Source organism: Jiangella alba (assembly GCF_900106035.1).
Taxonomy (GTDB): domain Bacteria; phylum Actinomycetota; class Actinomycetes; order Jiangellales; family Jiangellaceae; genus Jiangella; species Jiangella alba.
The window spans coordinates 1037800-1053279 of record NZ_FNUC01000004.1; the positions used below are offsets into that span (position 1 = coordinate 1037800).

The following is a 15480-nucleotide window of genomic DNA, read 5'->3' on the forward strand; positions in this document are numbered from 1 at the left end:
GTCATTAAAGCGGCACCGGCGTCGCCAGCGTCCCGTCGGCCAGGAACCGCTCGAGGTTGCGCAGCACCAGCTGCGCCATCGCTTCGCGCGTCTCGACCGTCGCACTGCCGATGTGCGGCAGCAGCACGACGTTGTCCAGCGCGAACAGCTCTTCCGGCACGTGCGGCTCGTCGGTGAACACGTCCAGCGCGGCGCCGCCCAGCGCGCCCGACGTCAGCGCGGCCACCAGCGCGTCCTGGTCGACGACGCTGCCGCGCGCGACGTTGACGAGGAAGCCGGACGGCCCGAGCGCCGCGATGACCTCGGCGGAGACCAGCGCCTGGGTGCCGGGGCCACCGGGGGTGACGACGATGAGCGCGTCGGCCGACCGGGCCAGCTCCACCGGCGAGGCCGCATACGCGTACGGGACGTCGTCGACGCGGCGGCGGTTGTGGTAGCTGACGGTGCAGCCGAACGCCTCGAGCCGGTGCGCGATGGCGGCGCCGATGCGGCCGAGCCCGAGGATGCCGACCCGGGTGCCGCTGACCCGGCGTCGCAGCGGCGCCTTCTCGCCGGCCGCCCACGCGCCACGGCGGACGAACCGGTCGCCGGCGGACAGACCGCGGAACACGTCGATCAGCCCGCCGACGGCGAGGTCGGCGACGCAGTCGGTGAGCACGTCGGGGGTGTTGCTGAGCGCGATGCCGCGCGGCCTCAGCGCCGCGACGTCGACCGCGTCGTAGCCCACGCCGAGGTTGATGACGGCGGCCAGCCGCGGCAGCGCGCCGATCAGCTCGGCGTCCATGCCGGCCCCGGTGACCGCGACGGTGACGTCGGGGCCGTGCTCGTCGAGGAACGCCGCCCGCTGCGGGCCGGACGGCAGCCGCAGCGCCCCGTACGTCGCCAGTCCTCGCTCGGCTGTCGGATGGAGCCCGCCCACCTGCAGAATCACGCCGTCAGTCACGGGCGCCAGCGTACAAGCCAGTGTTCACACCGCCGTCACCTGCCCGAACACCGGCCCTTACATGATCGTCCTTGACTCGAGCCATGGACCTCAGAGACCGCGAAGTCCGGCTCACCGACGGCAACATCGTGCTCAACGAGCACGCCGACGACGCCGGGCTGTGCGCCGTCTGCGGCTCGGCCTGGCCCTGCGACGCCACGCTGCTGGTGAGCGACCTGTACTGACCCGCGCCCGCTGCGCCCTTACGATGGCGCCGTGCTGCACCTGCGCGTCACGTCGCCCGCCGAGACGACCGACCGCATCGTCGAGCTGCTGGACGAGTGCCCGGGCGTGGCCAGCATCGCCGTCCTGCGCGGCGCGTCCGTGCGCCCCGAAGGCGACCTCGTGCTGGCCGAACTGGCCCGCGAGTCCGCCGAGGGGATGATCCAGGCGCTGCGCGAGCTGGGCGTCGACCAGACCGGCACCATCGCGCTCGAGTCGGTCGAGACGTCGGTCTCGGCGGCCGCCGAGCGGGCCGAGGACGAGGCGCCCGGCGAGGGCGCCGACGCCGTCATCTGGGAGCAGGTCGTGCGCCGCGCCGACGAGGACTCGGTGCTGTCGAACACGTTCGTCTGGTTCCTCAGCCTGGCCGCCGTGCTGGCCGCCATCGCGATCGTGCTCGACTCCGCCATCCTGGTGGTCGGCGCGATGGTCGTCGGGCCGGAGTTCGGCCCGCTCGCGGGCATCGCCGTGGGCCTGGTGCACCGGCGGTTCAGCATCGTGCGACAGGGGTTGGTCACCCTGGTGGTGGGGTTCGCCATCGCGATCACCGTGACCACCGTGCTCGGCCTGGTGGCGTCGTGGGCAGGCTGGATCGACGCATCGGTGCTGACGACCGACCGGCCGTTGACCGGGTTCATCTGGCATCCGGACCGGTGGTCGTTCGTCGTGGCGTTCATCGCCGGGATCGCCGGCATCCTGTCGCTCACGTCCGCGAAGTCGGGCGCGCTGGTGGGCGTGTTCATCTCGGTGACGACCGTCCCCGCCGCCGGGAACCTGGGACTGGCCCTGGCTCTCGGTGACGGCGCCGAGGTCGGCGGCGCGGCCGCTCAGCTCGGCATCAACCTGGCCGCGATCGTGCTGGCCGGAATCCTGACCCTCATCGCGTTGAAGGCGAGCACCGGCCGGCTGCCGCGGCTCAGTGCTGGACGGACGCCCGCCGCATGATGTCTTCGATGAACGGCGCCTTGCCCGCGCGGTAGGCGGGGCGGTCGTCGTGGTGCACGGCCGCCAGGCTCTGCTTGATCTCGGCGTAGCGCCGCGCGTCGTCGGGGTGGTGGCGCAGGTGGTCGCGGAAGGCCAGGCAGTCGCGGCCGAGCTGCGAGACGTACTCGACGACGTGCAGGTGGTGCGTGCGCCAGGCCGGTTCCGGGAAGCAGAACGACCAGCGCCGCAACTCTTCGTCGCCGGCCTCGGCCACCTGGGTCCAGCCGATCTCCCGCATCGCGGCGACGGCGCCCTGGGCCTGCTCGTAGGAGGGCACCATGGCCATCATGTCGATGATGGGCTTGGCCGGCAGGCCCGGCACGGCCGTGCTGCCGACGTGCTCGACCGAGCCGATCAGCCACGGACGCAGGGCCGGTTCGACCTGCTGGCGCTGCTGCTCGAACGACTCGGGCCACGCGGTGTCGTAAGGATGGATGTCTATCGGGTCGCGGCGCACAGCATCGTGCGCAGCCTCACTCTCGTGCATGCTTCGACCATAGCCCTCCAACCCCTGTCGTGACGCATGGGATTCGCAGGATCGTCCGGAGTTACGACCCTGTTCACGACCCGGACCGCGACCCGGCGGTCGTCCGCAGGTCGGGGTCGATCATGCCGGCCCGTTTCACGGTGCGCAGCGCCACCGCGACGTCGGCGTGGATCAGCCCGGGCAGGTGGCCGACGGTCTCGGAGAGGAACTCGTAGAGCGCGCTGTCGCTGGCCACGGCGATCTCGCCGCAGAGGTTGCGGTCGCCGGTGGTGGCCGCGATCATCACCACGCTGCGGTGCCGGGCCAGGATCTCGCCGGCGAGGCCGATCTTCGTCGGGTTGATGGTGAGCCACACGAACGCGTTGACCGTCAGCCCCAGCACCTCCGGCTCGACGACGGTGCGCATGCGCAGCACGCCCTGGGCCATCAGCGTCTCGGTGCGCCGGCGGGCCGTGCTCGGTGTGACGCCGCACCGGGCGGCGAGGTCCTGCCAGCTGATCCGGCCGTCGTCGATGAGCACGGCGACGAGATGCTCGTCCAGCTCGGACAGCGGCGCGGCCTCGTCGGGCTCGGGGTGCTCGCTCCACCGGTCGCGCCGCTCGGCCCGCAGCTCGGCGACGACGGTGTCGGGGAGCAGTCCGGGGTTCCAGCCGTGCGGGGTGGAGAACCGCCGGATCACCTGGTTGCTGAACGTCGCCATGACGCCGTCGAACCGCGGCAGCTCGTGCATCATCAGCCGGTAGAGGTGCTCGTTGGAGGTGTAGGCGATCTCGGCGACGCAGTCGACGCTGCCGGTGAGCACCTTGACCGAGCCGGTCTCGTCCCACTGCGCCAGCGGCAGCGCCAGCTCGTCGGCCGCGCCGGGCGCGCACCGCAGCCGCACGAACACCGACCGCGCCCGGTGGCTGATCTGCGAGTCGATCGCGCCGACGACGCGGACGGCGCCGGCGCGCCGCAGCCGGGCCAGCCGCCGCGACACCGTCGCCTCGGAGCTGCGCACCGCCTGCCCGATGACGGCGTGGGTGGCCCGCGGCTGCGCCAGCAGGGCGCCGATGACCAGACGGTCGAGTTCGTCGATCTTCACCGAATCCATCACATCACCGCCTTGTGTTCATGATTCCTTGCACATCTTGTCCATTCGTTGACACCTTGAATCACCGATCCCAACCATGGTGCCCCATATTCGGCAGGCGCTTCACGAGGAGGGACGGCATCATGTGGCGACGACCTCTGACCGCACTCGCGGTGATCGGCCTGGTCGCGGCAGGCTGCTCCGGCGACGACGACGGCGAGAGCGCGGGCTCCGGCGAGGGCGGCGGCAGCATCACCCTGTGGACGGTCTACGACACCGCCGACCGCATGGCGACGATGCAGCAGGTGCTGGCCGACTTCACCGAGCAGTCCGGCATCGACGTCGAACTGGTCGGCGTCAGCGCACCCGACCTCACGCAGGCCATGGTGTCGGCGGCCGCCGCCGGTGACCTGCCGGACGTCGTCGTGCACGGCGTAGAGGTGGCCGCCGGCTGGGTCGACGAGGGCATCCTCGACCCCGTCGTGGCCAGCGAGATGATCGACGAGCTGGGCACCGACACGTTCAACGAGAGCGCGCTGGACCTCATCCGCGTCGACGCCGAGGGCGAGTACGCCTCCGTGCCGTCCGACGGCTGGGGCCAGATGATCTTCTACCGGAACGACCTGTTCGAGGCCGCCGGGCTGGAGGAGCCGACGACGTACGAGAACGTGCTGGCAGCGGCCGAGACGCTCAACGGCCAGGACGGCGCCTCCGGCTTCGCGCTGGGCAGCACCGGCGGCGACGGCTTCACCATGCAGGTCTTCGAGCACGTCGCGCTGGCCAACGACTGCCAGCTCGTCGACGACGACGGAGAGGTGACGCTGGACAGCCCCGAGTGCGAGGAGGCGATCCAGTTCTACGTCGACCTCGCGCAGTACGCGCCCGCCGGCGCCGGCGACGTCGACACCACCCGGGCCAACTACCTGGCCGGGCAGACCGCCATGACGTCGTGGTCGCCGCACCTGCTCGACGAGCTGGCCGGGCTGTTCCCGGACACGCCGCTGACCTGCGCCGAGTGCGCCGCCGACCAGCAGTGGCTGGTCGACCGCACCACCATCCTGCCGCTGTTCCAGGGCCCGTCCGGCGACGAGCCGACCCAGTTCGGCCTCACCATCAACCTCGGCATCACGTCGTCGGCCGACACCGAGCCGTCCAAGGAGCTCGTCCGCTACCTGCTCGGTGACGGGTACATGGGCTTCCTGTCCATCTCGCCGGAGGGCCGGTTCCCGATGCGCAACGGCCCGGAGGCCGGCGACACGACCTACGTCGACGGCTGGACCGGCCTCGCGGTCGGCTCCGGGCAGGCGCAGCTCAGCGTCGGCGAACTGTACGGCGACGACGCGGTGCAGACCATCACCGAGGGCGCCACCGGGTTCGAGCGCTGGGGCTTCCCGCAGGGACAGGGCGCGCTGGTCACCGCGATGTACGGCGACCTCGAGCTGACGAACATCCTGCGCGAGGCGCTGGACGGCACCCTCACGCCGGCCGAGGCGGCCGCGCAGATGGACGAGAGCGCCACGCAACTCCAGTCCGAACTGAGCTGACGCCCATGGCCTCCGGACCGATCGCCCCGTCCGCCGCCGACCCGGCCGAGACCGCCACCGGGCCCGGCCGCGGCGGACGGCGCGGACGGCGCGGCCGGCGGGGTGACGGCCGGCGCGGCCCGTCGCTGCGCGTTCGCGAGGGCCGCGCCGGGCTGGTGCTGGTCAGCCCGACGGTGCTGATCGTGCTGCTGGTGGTCGTGCTGCCGTTCCTGTGGACGATCCTCATGTCGTTCCAGCGGCTGCGGCTGATCGACCTGCAGAACGTCTTCGACATCACGCTGACGCTGCGCAACTTCGAGACCGTGCTGGGCAGCTCGGACCTGTGGGAGATGGTCCGCACCACGCTGATCTACAGCATCGGCGGCACGGCGCTGTCCATCGGCGCCGGGCTCGCGACGGCGCTGGCGCTGCGGCACCGGTTCCCGGGCCGGATGATCATCCGGGCGTTCGTGCTGGTGCCGTACGTCATCCCGGTGGTGTCGGCGGCCCTGGTCTGGCGGACGCTGCTGAACCCGCAGTTCGGGCCGGTCAACGTGTTCGGCGTCGACGTACTGGGCTGGGACCAGCCGATCGGGTTCCTCAGCGAGCGGTTCCACCGCATCGAGCTGTTCGGCGTCGGGTTCGACGCCCCCATCGCGCTGCTCTCCGTCATCGCGTTCGAGGCGTGGAAGACGTTCCCGCTGGCGTTCTTGTTCATCCTGGCCCGGTTGCAGGGGCTGCCGCGCGATCTGGAGGAGGCGGCCCGCGTCGACGGCGCCACCCCGCTGCAGCGGTTCCGGTACGTCATCGCGCCGCAGCTGTCCGGCGTCATCGCGCTGCTGGTGCTGCTGCGGTTCATCTGGACGTTCCAGAACTTCAACGACGTGTACCTGCTGACCCGCGGCGCCGCCGGCACCGAGGTCGTCGCGGTGCAGGTCTACCAGTACCTGGTGGCACGCAACGACGTCGGCGGGGCGGCCGCGCTCGGCCTGCTGATGTCCGTCGTGCTGATCATCGCGTTCGCCGTCTACTACCGGTACGGCGTGCTCAAGCAGGAGTCGGAGGACTGATGGCGTCGCGGGAACGGGTCGAGACCCGGGTGCTCGGCGTCGCGCGAGTGCTCTGGCTGACGGTGGTGCTGATCGCCTGCGTGCTGCCGCTGCTCTACATGCTGCTGCTGTCGGTGCGGCCGTTGCAGGCCGTGTTGCAGGACCCGCTCGGCGTGCCGTCGCCGAGCGAGCTGAACCTGGAGGCGTACCGGAAGGTCATCGCGTCGCCCGAGGACGGCGGGTACGGCCTGCTGTCCTTCTTCGGCAACTCGCTGATCGTCGCGCTGGGCTCCGTGGTGGCGACCGTGCTGCTGTCGGTGCTCGGGGCGTACGCGGCGACCCGGCTGCGCTTCCCCGGCAAGAACATCATCAACATCTCGTTCTTCGCCTGCTACATGTTCCCCGGCATCGTCATGGCGATCCCGCTGTTCGTGCTGTTCTCGCGGCTCGGGCTGCGCGGCGAGCTGCCGGCGCTGATCGTCATCTACCTGGCGTCGACGGTGCCGGTGTCGGTGTACATGCTGCGCAACTACTTCCGCTCCATCCCGCGCGCACTGGAGGACGCGGCGATGGTCGACGGCTGTAACCGGGCGCAGGTGATCGTGCGGATCGTGCTGCCGCTGGCCATGCCGTCGATCGCCGCGACCTCGCTGTACGTGTTCATGATCGCCTGGAACGAATACCTGTTCGCGCTGCTCTTCCTGCTGGAGAGCCGGGACAACTGGACGGTCTCGCTCGGGCTGGCACAGCTGGACGACATCAGCGTGTCGGCGACCGTCCTGATGGCGGGGTCGGTGCTGTTGACGTTGCCGGTCATCGCGCTGTTCTTCGCCGCCGAGCGTCTGTTGGTCGAGGGCCTCACCGCCGGGGCCGAGAAAGGGTGAGCATGACGGACATCGACGGGCCGGTGCGGTTGCTGGTGATCGGCGCCGGAAACCGCGGCGGCCAGGCCTACGCCGGCTGGTGCCTCCAGCATCCGGAGGCCGCCGTCGTCGCGGGCATCGCCGAGAGCGACGAGCGGCGGCTGGCCAGCGTCGGCGACGCGCACGGCGTGCCGGCCGAGCACCGGTACACCGACTGGCGGACCGCCCTGACCCGCCAGGGTCCATGGGACGCCGTCGTCGTCACCACGCCGGACCGCATGCACGTCGACCCGACGGTGCGGGCGCTGGAACACGGCTACGACGTGCTGCTGGAGAAGCCGATCGCGCCGACGTCCAGTGAGCTGGACCGGCTGATCGCCGCGACGAAAGACCGGCCCGGCGCGATCACCGTCTCGCACGTCATGCGGTACACGGAGTTCTTCAACGCGCTGAAGCGGCTGCTGGACGAAGGCGCCATCGGCGAGCTGCAGGGGATCGAGCACGCCGAGCACATCGCCTACTGGCACTTCGCGCACAGCTACGTCCGGGGCAACTGGCACCGGACGGCCGACTCCAGCCCGATGCTGCTGGCCAAGGCGTGCCACGACCTCGACATCCTGCGCTGGCTGGTCGGCTCGCCGTGCATCGCGGTGTCGTCGTTCGGCGACCGGCGGCACTTCCGCATCGAGAACGCTCCGCCAGGCTCCACCGACCGCTGCGTCGACGGATGTGCCGTCGCCGCGACCTGCCCGTACAACGCCCACCGGTTCTACGTCGAGCAGCTGGCCGGCGTCGAGACCTGGCCGGTCTCCGTCATCACCGACGACCCGTCGCCCGAGGGCCGGCTGAAGGCGCTGCGCGAGACCGACTACGGCCGCTGCGTCTACCGCATGGACAACGACGTCGTCGACCACCAGACGACCTCGCTGCGCTACGCGAACGGGGTGACGGCGTCGCTGGTGGTGTCGGCGTTCACCGAGCAGAACACCCGCGTCATCACGATGATGGGCAGCCACGGCGAGCTCAACGCCGACCTCGAGTCCGGCCGCATCGAGGTGGTCCGGTTCGGCGAGTCCGCGCCGGACGTCGCCGGTCTGCCACCCGCCGAGCGGCGCGTCGAGCAGGTGTCGAACGACCGCGCCGGGCACTCCGGCGGCGACGCCGGGTTGATGGCCGACTTCGTCGAGCGGACCCGCCGGCGACGCGCCGGGCGGCCCGTGCAGGCCGCGCCCAGCGCGTTCGAGGAGAGCCTCGAGAGCCACTGGGTGGCGTTCGCGGCCGAGCGGTCGCGCCAGAACGGCACCGTCGAGTACCTGTGACGGCGCCACGTCCGAACCTGCTGCTGGTCACCACCGACCAGCAGCGCCGCGACACCGTCGGGCCGGGCGCGCCGGGGTTCCTGCGCACGCCGCACCTGGACCAGCTTGCGCACGAGGGCATCCGGTTCGACGCCGCCTACGCGTCGACGCCGGTGTGCGTGCCGTCGCGGGTCACGCTGCTCACGGGATTGTCGGCGCTGCGGCACGGCATGACGCACAACGGCCGGACCGGCGACGTGCTGGCGCCGGACGCGCCGACGCTGCCGGCCCGGCTCGGCGCGCTCGGGTACGCGACCGTCGGCATCGGGAAGATGCACTTCACGCCGCCGCGAGCGCACCACGGCTTCGACGAGCTGATCCTGCCCGACGACTACTACCGGACCGGCGTGCCGGCGATGCGGCACGGGCTCGGGCAGAACGAGCTCGCGCCGGGCATGGCGACCGTCCCCGAGGCGGAGACGCTGACCTCGTGGCTGTCGGAGCGGGCGGTCGAGCACATCCGGTACCGCCGCGACCCGACCCGGCCGCTGTTCCTGTGGCTCTCGTACAGCAAGCCGCACCCGCCGCTGGACCCGCCGGAGCCGTACTACTCGATGTACCGCGACGCGCCGGTGCCGGAGCCGGTCGTGGGCGACTGGGCCGGCGACGACGCGCCCGCGGCGTTCCGGCGGCAGCGCCACCGCGGCTCGTTCGACCTGCTCGACGCCGCGACCGTGCGCGCCGCGCGGGCGGCGTACTACGGGCTGGTGACGCAGCTGGACTACAACCTCGGCCGGGTCCTGGCGGCGCTGCAGGACGCCGGCGAGCTGACCCGGACGACGATCGTGTTCACGTCCGACCACGGCGAGTTCCTCGGCGATCACCGCACCGGCAACAAGGTGTTCTTCCACGAGGCGTCGGCGGGCGTGCCGATGATCGTGCGGCCGGCGGCGGGCACGTCAGCCGTCCCGCCGGGCACGGTGGTCCGGACGCCGGTGACGCTGGCCGACGTGCTGCCGACGTTCGTGGCGGCGGCCGGCGGGCCGGCCCCCGACGACGTCGACGGCGTGGACCTCGTCGGGCTGGCCGCCGCCGGAGACCGTCCGCGCGTCGTCGTCGCGCTGGCCGGCGGCGACGCCGGGCCGCCGGGGATCCCGTACTACCTGGCCATGACGGACGGACGGCACAAGTACGTCTGGTACCCGGAAGGGCCGGCCGAGCAGCTGTTCGACCTGGGCTCCGACCCGGACGAGCGGCACGACCTCGCCCGCTCCGCGTCGGCGCCCGAACTGGACGGCTGGCGCGACCGCCTCGTCGCGGCCGTCACCGACGCCGGCGGCGCCCACCATCTCGTCGACGGCGCGCTGCCCGCCGTCGCGCCCATGACCGACACCGTCGCCGAGCAGCGGGCGAACGGCTGGCCCGGCTACCACACCGAGGCCTTCCACCTCGACGTCCGCCACTGACCTTTGCAATGAGCACCTATACGCACCGTGCGCGGCCGGTGCGTATAGGTGCTCATTGCAAGGCGGCCGGTGCGTATCGGTGCTCACTGCAAAAGCGGCCGGTGCGTATCGGTGCTCATTGCAAAGCGGCCGGGAGGTCGAAGGCCGGGAACAGCTCCGGGCCGAACGTGGTGATCTCGGCGATCAGCCCGTCCTCGACCCGGAGCACGTCGATCTTGAAGGCGTCGAACGTCGCCCCACCCGGCAGGCGCAGGTAGCAGGCGGCGGCCGGCAACCGGTTCGCCGACGTCGGCAGCAGCCGCCAGTCGCCGTGCTCGGCCGCCGCGGCGTGCAGCGGCGCCAGCGCGGCCCAGCCGTCGAAGCAGACCGGCTGCGGCGGCATGGTGACGCGGATGTCGTCGCGGACGAGCTCGGCCATGCGGCCGACGTCGGGCCGCTCGCTCAGCGCGACGTAGCGGTCGAGCAGGTCGCGCTCGTCGGCGCTGAGCACCGTCCGCGGCGGGGTGGTCTCCGGCGACCGAGGCGAGCGCTGCAGCGTCGCCCGGGCCCGTTGCAGCGCGCTGTTGACCGCGGGCACCGACGTCTCCAGGATCGCCGCGGTCTCGGCGGCCGACCAGCCGATCGCGTCGCGCATGACGAGGACGGCGCGCTGCTGCGCGGGCAGTTCCTGCATGGCCGCGACGAACGCCAGCTCGATCGTCTCGCGGCCGACGACGACGGCCTCCGGCTCGTCCGCGTGCGGCGCGACCTGGTCGAGCAGCCGGTCCGGGTACGGCTGCAGCCACGGCACCTCGGCGAACGAGCGCACCTGCTCGGGCCGCCGGGACCGCAGCCGCAGCAGGTCGAGACAGGCGTTGGTCGCGATGCGGTAGAGCCACGCCCGCAGGTTGGTGCCCTCCTCGTAGGAGTCGCGGTGCGTCCACGCCCGCAGCAACACGTCCTGGACGACCTCCTCGGCGTCGTCGAACGAGCCGAGCATGCGATAGCAGTGCACGTGCAGCTCGCGCCGGTGCCCCTCGGCGGCGGCCGTGAAGTCGTCCATCGGGACATTCTGCAAGTCGTTCGCTCCGGACCGATGAGTCCGCGGCCGGAGTGTCGTTACACGGGCATGAACACACTCGTACTGGACATCAGCATCTCCCTCGACGGCTTCATCACGGCGGCCGGGCAGACCCCCGACCAGCCCCTCGGCCAGGGTGGCGAGCGCCTGCACGACTGGGTCGGCACCGACGCCGGCCGCGACGTGCTGAACGACGGCATCGGGCGGCTCGGCGCGGTCATCACCGGCCGCCGGAACTACGACGACTCCGTGCCATGGTGGGGTGCGGACGGCCCGTCCGGCCCGGCCCGCCGGCCGGTGTTCGTCCTGACGCACGAGGCGCCGGAGGAGTCGCCGGAGAACGGCGTCTACACCTTCGTCACCGGCGGCATCGAGGACGCGTTCGCGCAGGCCGCAGCGGCGGCGGGCGACGGCGCGGTCTGCGTCATGGGCGGCGCCGACGTCGCCCGGCAGTACCTCGCCGCCGGCCTGGTCGACGAGATCTCGCTGCACGTCGTGCCGGTGCTGTTCGGCGACGGCACCCCGCTGTTCGACCGGGCCACGACCGCCCACGTCGAGCTCGAGGCCGTCAGCACGAACCAGACCGACGCGGCCACCCACCTGACCTACCGCGTGGTCAGGTGACGCCGGCGGCGCGCAGCGTCAGGTAGCGCCGCTCCGGCACGCTCGCCGTCCGCCGCGCTGCGCGCAGGTACGCCGCACGGGCGCCGTCCGGGTCACCCGCCAGTTCGAGCAGGTGGCCACGGACGGCGTCGAGCCGGTGCGTCTGCGCCATGCGGTCGTCGGCGTCGAGGGTGCCGAGCAGCGCCAGCCCGGCCCGCGGCCCGTGCACCATCGCGACGGCGACCGCCTTGTTCAGCGTGACGACGGGGCCGGGCGCCACCCGCTCCAGCACCTCGTAGAGCGCGACGATCTGCGGCCAGTCGGTGCTGTCGGCCGTCGGCGCCTCGTCGTGGACGGCGGCGATGGCGGCCTGCAGCTGGTACGGACCGACCGGGCCGCCGCCGAGCACCCCGGTGAGCAGCGCGACCCCCTCGGCGATCTGGGCGGCGTCCCACCGGGTCCGGTCCTGCTCGGCCAGTGGGACGGGGACGCCGTCACCCGTGCTGCGCGCGGCCCGGCGGGCGTCGGTGAGCAGCATCAGCGCCAGCAGCCCGGTGACCTCGCCGTCGCCGGGCGTCAGCCGGACCAGCAGCCGGGTCAGCCGGATCGCCTCGGCGGTGAGGTCGGCCCGCTGCGCCGCCGGGCCGGAGCTGGTGGTGTAGCCCTCGTTGAAGATCAGGTACAGCACGTGCAGGACGGTGCGCAGCCGCTCGTCCCGCTGCTCCGGCGGCGGCGGGCCGAACCGCGCGTCGCCGGCCCGCAGTTTCTGCTTGGCCCGGCTGATCCGCTGCGCCATCGTCGCCTCGGGCACCAGGAACGCGGCCGCGATCTGCGCCGTCGTCAGCCCGCCGACGGCGCGCAGGGTCAGCGCCAGCTGGGCGGGCAGCGCCAACGACGGGTGACAGCACAGGAACAGCAGCGTGAGGGTGTCGTCGGCCCGCTCCACGTCGCCGGGCTCGACGAGGTCGAGCGCGGCCACGGTCTCCTCGCGGCGACGGCGCGCCTCGGCGCTGCGCACCTCGTCGACGAACCGGCGCGACGCGACCGTCACCAGCCACGAGCGCGGGCTGTCCGGCACGCCGTCGACCGGCCACTGCGTGGCGGCGGCCAGCAGCGCCTCCTGTACGGCGTCCTCGCAGGCGTCGAACTGGCCGTACCGGCGCACGAGCACCCCGAGGACCTGCGGCGCGGCGGCGCGCAGCAGGTCCTCGACCGCGGGGTCGGTCACAGGTCCGGCGGGGCGTCCATCGCCGGGCGGACCTCGAGCCGGCCGGAGTACTTCACGATCTGCCCGGCGAGCTCGAGCACCCGCTCCTCGCTCTCGACGTCGACCACCCAGAAGCCGATCAGCGACTCCTTCGCCTCGGCGAACGGGCCGTCGGTGGCGACCGGGAGGCCGTCCTGCAGCCGCACCGTCTTCGCGGCGCCGGGGTCGGCGAGACCCTGCTGGAACACCAGCTCGCCGGACGCCTCGAGGTCCTTGTCCAGCTGGACCATGAAGCCGATCATCTCCTCGATCCACTCCTTCGACGCCGTGGCCTGCATCGACTCGGCGTCGCCGAACATCATCAACATGTACTTCATCGGGGTTGCTCCCGTCTCGTGGCGCCGCCCTCGGGCGCTCTCTCGGCAGTGGGTCGGAGCCGTCGCGGCATTCTCGACAACCGGCTCAGATGTCGTTGTCCTTGCCGGCGCAGCGGATCGGCTGCATGGCGTCGAGCGCGGCCCGGTGGGCGTCGTCGACCGGGATCGCGGTGGGGATCTCGACGCCGTCGCCGAGGTCGATCCAGGCGGTGAAGCCGTACGGCCGCTTCGCGTCGCCGATGGCGTGGCCGCCGCAGCGCAGCACGTCGGCCACCACGCGCAACTGCCCGGGCGGGAGCGCGGGGTCGGCCTCGGGCGTGATGGTGAACAGCACGCTGCCGCGGGTGTTGGTGAGGGTCGCCGGCGCCGTGCCGCCGTCGACCCGGGTGACGGTGAGGACGCCGGTCAGCGTGCCGTCGGCGCGTGGCTCCAGTGGGCCCATCGCCAGCGTGACGGCCTCGGCCAGCGCGGCGTCGCGGCAGTCGGTGCGCAGCAGGCGGTCCAGCGTGCCGTTCGGGTGCGGGAGGTCGAGCACCTGCTCGTGCTCGTCGCCGTCGCCGACGCGGGCGGTCAGGCGGACCTGCGACGGGGCGGCCGCGGAGTCGACGCCGTCGGGGCAGCGGGCCGGGCCGTACTCGACCTGGAGGTCGACCGGGATGTCGCCGGGCCCGATGGTGGAGTCGCGCGGCTGCGGGCCGGTGGCCTCGAAGGAGTCGCTGAGCAGTTCCGCCGACGTGACGGTGACCGGCTCGGCGCCGTGGTTGGTGACGGCGATGACGACCAGTCCGGACCGGTTGAACGAGCGCCGGATCTCGGCGGTGGCGCTGAGGTCGGGCGCCGCCGCGGCGCCGTCGCCGCCCGCGACGTCGTCGTCATCGCCCGTGGTCAGCGCCACGACCGTCGCCGCGATGCCGGCCAGCAGCACCGTCACGACGAGGACCAGGACGAACCGCAGCCGGCGCATGGTCCAGTATCTCCCGCTGCCGCGTCAGTGGGGAGGCGCCGGCAGCGGTCGTCCGTCGAGGGCGGCCAGCGCCAGCAGGACGGTGGCGCCGGTCAGGCCGAGCGGTGCGACGGCGGACGGGCGGCCGTCGGCGGTGACCTTCTCGGCCAGCGCGCCGAGGTCGGTCCGGCGCAGGTCGAGCCAGCTGAGCAGCCGGTGCGCGAGCGCGGTGTCGCCGGTCGACGCGGCGGTCAGCGCGTGCAGCGACACCTGCGGCGTCCACGCGGTGAGGACGTCAGTCCACTCCTCACCTGGCCGGACCCCGCCGTTGCCGACGGTGGTGGCGTCGACGGCGGACCGCCAGGCCGCCGCGACGGCCTCGTCGTGGGGAGCGAACGGCGGCAGCAGGAACGCGACCGACGCGTCGCGGCCGCCGCTGCCGCTGATGCGCCGGGCGTAGCCGTGCGCGCCGAACCCGCCGGTGACCGCCGCGGCCAGCCGCTCGGCGCCGTCCGCCGCCCGGGCCGCGAGCCGCGCGTCGTCCGGCCCGCCGAGCAGGGTCAGCAGCTCACGACCGGCCCGCAGGCCGAGCAGCAGCGGGGCCGCCGAGCCGAGCGTCGCCTCGTCGAGGTCCATCTCCCAGAAGTCCTGCGACGCCCGCGGCAGCCCGGTCGACGGGTCCAGCGCGGCCAGCGCGGCGCCGACGGCGGAGCGGACCATCGGCGCCAGCGAGCCCACGGCGCCACCCGTCGCCCCGGCCCACAGCCACGTCGCCCACAGCGTCCAGCCGATGCCGTCGAGCTGCAGCCCGCGGTCGTCGGGCACCCCGCGCGAGCCGTCGGGCAGGTAGCGCGCCTGCCAGGTGCCGTCCTGCTCCTGCATGGCGGCCACGTACGCCAGCTGCGCGAACGCCGGCTCGGGCCGGCCGCACACCGTCAGCGCGGCGGCCATGTAGCCGACGTCGCGCGGCCACACGTAGCGCCAGTACGGGCTGCCGGCCGCCACCGCGGCGCCGTTGGCGAACGTCAGCACGCCGATATCGATCAGCGCCTCCTCGGCCATCGGCTGGTACGGCGTGCCCCGGCCCGGCAGCTCGGTCGCCGCCAGCAGCTCGCGCGCGGCGTCGGCGTCGTCGCCGGTCGGGACCGCCGCGCCGGGCAGCGCGCCGGAGGACGGGTCGAGGTAGCCGGTGCCGGGCAGCCGCCGGAGCCCGCTGTGCGGCGGAACGATCAGCGGCGCGCCGTCGGCGCCGATGACCACCCCGTCGGAGTACAGCCGGGTCTCCGGCGACCACGCCGTGCCCCGGGTGCCGAGTTCTGCAGTCTGCATCGGCACACCGTAAGC

General features: G+C 72.9%; 16 protein-coding genes. 8 read left to right on the forward strand and 8 right to left on the reverse strand.

Annotated elements, in window-relative coordinates; translation table 11 throughout:
- Positions 1-4 precede the first annotated feature (4 nt).
- Entirely contained in the window at positions 5-952 is a 948-nt protein-coding gene (locus tag BLV02_RS22650) for a 2-hydroxyacid dehydrogenase (RefSeq protein ID WP_141711391.1), read from the reverse strand.
- A 74-nt stretch (positions 953-1026) separates the two neighbouring features.
- On the opposite strand from BLV02_RS22650, the gene BLV02_RS36680 reads away from it, so the two are divergent.
- Both BLV02_RS36680 and BLV02_RS22655 read left to right on the forward strand, forming a co-directional pair.
- On the forward strand, positions 1027-1167 hold the full coding sequence (locus tag BLV02_RS36680) for a hypothetical protein (RefSeq protein WP_171906646.1): 141 nt from the start codon (positions 1027-1029) through the stop codon (positions 1165-1167).
- Positions 1168-1198: 31 nt separating this feature from the next.
- Positions 1199-2149: a DUF389 domain-containing protein gene (locus BLV02_RS22655; protein WP_069109486.1), complete on the forward strand. Its 951-nt coding sequence runs from the start codon at positions 1199-1201 to the stop codon at positions 2147-2149.
- Here the strand turns inward: BLV02_RS22655 and BLV02_RS22660 are convergent.
- Together BLV02_RS22660 and BLV02_RS22665 are read right to left on the reverse strand one after the other, a co-directional pair.
- Positions 2121-2675 carry a GrpB family protein gene (locus BLV02_RS22660; protein WP_069109485.1) on the reverse strand — a complete coding sequence of 185 codons (555 nt, stop codon included), beginning with the start codon at positions 2673-2675 and terminating at the stop codon, positions 2121-2123. The genes BLV02_RS22655 and BLV02_RS22660 overlap by 29 nt on opposite strands.
- A gap of 73 nt (positions 2676-2748) precedes the next feature.
- Entirely contained in the window at positions 2749-3759 is a 1011-nt protein-coding gene (locus tag BLV02_RS22665; protein ID WP_171906645.1) for an Lrp/AsnC family transcriptional regulator, read from the reverse strand.
- A 131-nt stretch (positions 3760-3890) separates the two neighbouring features.
- Here BLV02_RS22665 and BLV02_RS22670 point away from each other — a divergent pair, with 131 nt between their 5' ends.
- The 5 genes from BLV02_RS22670 to BLV02_RS22690 are packed head-to-tail and all read left to right on the forward strand — an operon-like array spanning position 3891 to position 9946.
- Complete coding sequence (locus tag BLV02_RS22670; protein WP_069109483.1) at positions 3891-5291, forward strand: ABC transporter substrate-binding protein; 1401 nt, start codon at positions 3891-3893, stop codon at positions 5289-5291.
- 5 nt (positions 5292-5296) lie between these two features.
- Positions 5297-6340, forward strand: coding sequence for a carbohydrate ABC transporter permease (locus BLV02_RS22675; RefSeq protein WP_069109482.1), 1044 nt, complete (start codon positions 5297-5299; stop codon positions 6338-6340).
- On the forward strand, positions 6340-7203 hold the full coding sequence (locus BLV02_RS22680) for a carbohydrate ABC transporter permease (RefSeq protein ID WP_069109481.1): 864 nt from the start codon (positions 6340-6342) through the stop codon (positions 7201-7203). The genes BLV02_RS22675 and BLV02_RS22680 overlap by 1 nt, the downstream gene beginning before the upstream one ends.
- Before the next feature lie 2 nt (positions 7204-7205).
- Positions 7206-8501 carry a Gfo/Idh/MocA family protein gene (locus BLV02_RS22685; protein ID WP_069109480.1) on the forward strand — a complete coding sequence of 432 codons (1296 nt, stop codon included), beginning with the start codon at positions 7206-7208 and terminating at the stop codon, positions 8499-8501.
- On the forward strand, positions 8498-9946 hold the full coding sequence (locus BLV02_RS22690) for a sulfatase-like hydrolase/transferase (protein ID WP_069109479.1): 1449 nt from the start codon (positions 8498-8500) through the stop codon (positions 9944-9946). The genes BLV02_RS22685 and BLV02_RS22690 overlap by 4 nt, the downstream gene beginning before the upstream one ends.
- 115 nt (positions 9947-10061) lie before the next feature.
- Here the strand turns inward: BLV02_RS22690 and BLV02_RS22695 are convergent, their stop codons facing one another.
- The gene (locus BLV02_RS22695; RefSeq protein ID WP_425432581.1) at positions 10062-11003 is read right to left on the reverse strand and encodes an RNA polymerase subunit sigma-70; all 942 of its coding nucleotides are present in this window, start codon (positions 11001-11003) and stop codon (positions 10062-10064) included.
- A 51-nt stretch (positions 11004-11054) separates the two neighbouring features.
- On the opposite strand from BLV02_RS22695, the gene BLV02_RS22700 reads away from it, so the two are divergent.
- A complete protein-coding gene (locus BLV02_RS22700) occupies positions 11055-11630 on the forward strand; it encodes a dihydrofolate reductase family protein (protein WP_069109477.1) in 576 nt (191 codons plus the stop codon).
- On the opposite strand, the gene BLV02_RS22705 is transcribed toward BLV02_RS22700, so the two are convergent.
- The 4 genes from BLV02_RS22705 to BLV02_RS22720 form a co-directional block, all read right to left on the reverse strand.
- Positions 11623-12837: an RNA polymerase sigma factor gene (locus BLV02_RS22705; RefSeq protein WP_069109476.1), complete on the reverse strand. Its 1215-nt coding sequence runs from the start codon at positions 12835-12837 to the stop codon at positions 11623-11625. The two genes, BLV02_RS22700 and BLV02_RS22705, sit on opposite strands and share 8 nt — an antisense overlap.
- The gene (locus tag BLV02_RS22710) at positions 12834-13193 is read right to left on the reverse strand and encodes a YciI family protein (protein WP_069109475.1); all 360 of its coding nucleotides are present in this window, start codon (positions 13191-13193) and stop codon (positions 12834-12836) included. Before BLV02_RS22710 ends, BLV02_RS22705 begins: the two co-directional genes overlap by 4 nt.
- 85 nt (positions 13194-13278) lie before the next feature.
- The gene (locus BLV02_RS22715; RefSeq protein ID WP_069109474.1) at positions 13279-14157 is read right to left on the reverse strand and encodes a hypothetical protein; all 879 of its coding nucleotides are present in this window, start codon (positions 14155-14157) and stop codon (positions 13279-13281) included.
- A gap of 24 nt (positions 14158-14181) precedes the next feature.
- Positions 14182-15465 (reverse strand): glycoside hydrolase family 15 protein, encoded by a 1284-nt coding sequence (locus BLV02_RS22720; RefSeq protein WP_069109473.1) that lies wholly within the window; start codon positions 15463-15465, stop codon positions 14182-14184.
- Positions 15466-15480 lie beyond the last annotated feature (15 nt).